The organism is Moorena sp. SIO2C4, assembly GCF_010672485.1.
Classification (GTDB): Bacteria; Cyanobacteriota; Cyanobacteriia; order Cyanobacteriales; family Coleofasciculaceae; genus Moorena; species Moorena producens.
This window is the reverse complement of sequence record NZ_JAAHGN010001346.1, coordinates 1-1,685: the sequence shown is the minus strand read 5'-3', so window position 1 is coordinate 1,685 and position 1,685 is coordinate 1. Positions and strand designations below refer to the sequence as shown.

Annotated in this window: 6 protein-coding genes; all 6 read left to right on the top strand. The window is 43.4% G+C overall.

From position 1 onward, the window contains the following. Positions 1-98 precede the first annotated feature (98 nt). A complete protein-coding gene (locus F6K20_RS37390) occupies positions 99-329 on the top strand; it encodes a photosystem II protein, Psb35-related (RefSeq protein ID WP_044492705.1) in 231 nt (76 codons plus the stop codon). Between the two features lie 124 nt (positions 330-453). Beyond that, positions 454-624, top strand: coding sequence for a photosystem II assembly protein Psb34 (psb34, locus tag F6K20_RS37385; protein WP_149031424.1), 171 nt, complete (start codon positions 454-456; stop codon positions 622-624). A gap of 55 nt (positions 625-679) precedes the next feature. Then, entirely contained in the window at positions 680-910 is a 231-nt protein-coding gene (locus tag F6K20_RS37380) for a photosystem II protein, Psb35-related (RefSeq protein ID WP_287253274.1), read from the top strand. 137 nt (positions 911-1,047) lie between these two features. After that, positions 1,048-1,218: a photosystem II assembly protein Psb34 gene (psb34, locus tag F6K20_RS37375; RefSeq protein WP_287264918.1), complete on the top strand. Its 171-nt coding sequence runs from the start codon at positions 1,048-1,050 to the stop codon at positions 1,216-1,218. A gap of 52 nt (positions 1,219-1,270) precedes the next feature. Beyond that, complete coding sequence (locus tag F6K20_RS37370; protein WP_271970252.1) at positions 1,271-1,501, top strand: photosystem II protein, Psb35-related; 231 nt, start codon at positions 1,271-1,273, stop codon at positions 1,499-1,501. Between the two features lie 11 nt (positions 1,502-1,512). Further along, the coding region (locus F6K20_RS37365) for a DUF2949 domain-containing protein (RefSeq protein WP_287298238.1) at positions 1,513-1,685 on the top strand (173 nt) is incomplete at its 3' end.

Genomic DNA, 1,685 nt, shown 5'->3' with positions numbered 1-1,685 from the left:
CTTGTTAGTCTGCTTGTTAATTTTGACTGCCTTCGGTATCAGCTAAACCATTCGTTACTTATTTGACCACTAGCTTGTAAAACACAAAGGAGAAAATGATGACTATTGTAATTGCACTGTTAATTGTTGGTTGGACTGCTGCGGCGGTAATTGGTACTCAAGCTTACTTCCGTGGTGAGCAAACCAAGCCCATCCATGAGCGCAACTGGCGTAGTGATTCTTTCAACAAACTGGCCAAATCCGTCACTGGTCAAGACACTGACTATAGCGTACGCACTCCGGCCTATGCCATGGATGCTTTTGCTAGCAACTCTCTGCCCAATTCCTAATCTTGAAGCATTTGACACTTTAATCAAGCAATGCTTTAAGGGTTTGACCCAAAGCTTGTAAAACACAGACGAAAGGAGAAAAAACCAAATGACTTTCAGCACTGACACCATGACCAAGTCCACTATGTACACCACGGTTGATGAAACCGGAGTCCTCAACAACTACGCTCCTGAAACCGAGATTTACTACGCAGACTTCCCTTCAGTAGAACAGCAGCGTAATTATATTTCCCAAGGTGCTATAGCTAGCTTGTTAGTCAGCTTGTTAATTTTGACCGCCTTCGGTATCAGCTAAGACCATTCATTACTTGTTAAACCCAAAGCTTGTAAAAAACACAAAGGAGAAAATGATGACTATTGTAATTGCACTGTTAATTGTTGGTTGGACTGCTGCTGCGCTAATTGGTACTCAAGCTTACTTCCGTGGTGAGCAAACCAAGCCCATCCATGAGCGCAACTGGCGTAGTAACTCTTTCAACAAACTGGCCAAATCCGTGACTGGTCAAGACACTGACTATAGCGTACGCACTCCGGCCTATGCCATGGATGCTTTTGCTAGCAACTCTCTGCCCAATTCCTAATCTTGAAGCATTTGACACTGTGATTTTGACACTGTGATCAAGCAATGCTTTAACGGTTTGACCCATTTATTTACATAAAGACCAAAGGAGAAAAAAAGCAAATGACTTTCAGCACTAACACTATTACCAAGTCCACTATGTACACCACCGTTGATGAAACCGGAGTCCTCAATAACTACGCTCCTGAAACCGAGATTTACTACGCAGACTTCCCTTCAGTAGAACAGCAACGTAATTATATTACCCAAGGTGCTATTGCTAGCTTTTTAGTCAGCTTGTTAATTTTGACTGCCTTCGGTATCAGCTAAACCATTCGTTACTTGTTTGACCACTAGCTTATAAAACACAAAGGAGAAAATCATGACTATTGTAATTGCACTGTTAATTGTTGGTTGGACTGCTGCTGCGCTAATTGGTACTCAAGCTTACTTCCGTGGTGAGCAAACCAAGCCCATCCATGAGCGCAACTGGCGTAGTGACTCTTTCAACAAACTGGCTAAATCTGTGACTGGTCAAGACACTGACTATAGCGTACGCACTCCGGCCTATGCCATGGATGCTTTTGCTAGCAACTCTCTGCCCAATTCCTAAACCAGAGGTCGATGCAGTCTTCAGTGCTAACTAGATTGATTCGCTGGTTACAGGAAGAGTTAGAGATTCCTGGGGCTTCCATTGCCCTGGCCCTACGCCAGGGCGAACCAAGCCCAAACTTTTTACCGATGATTCTGTGGCAATACGGACTAATTTCATTAGATCAATTAGATCAAATCTTTGA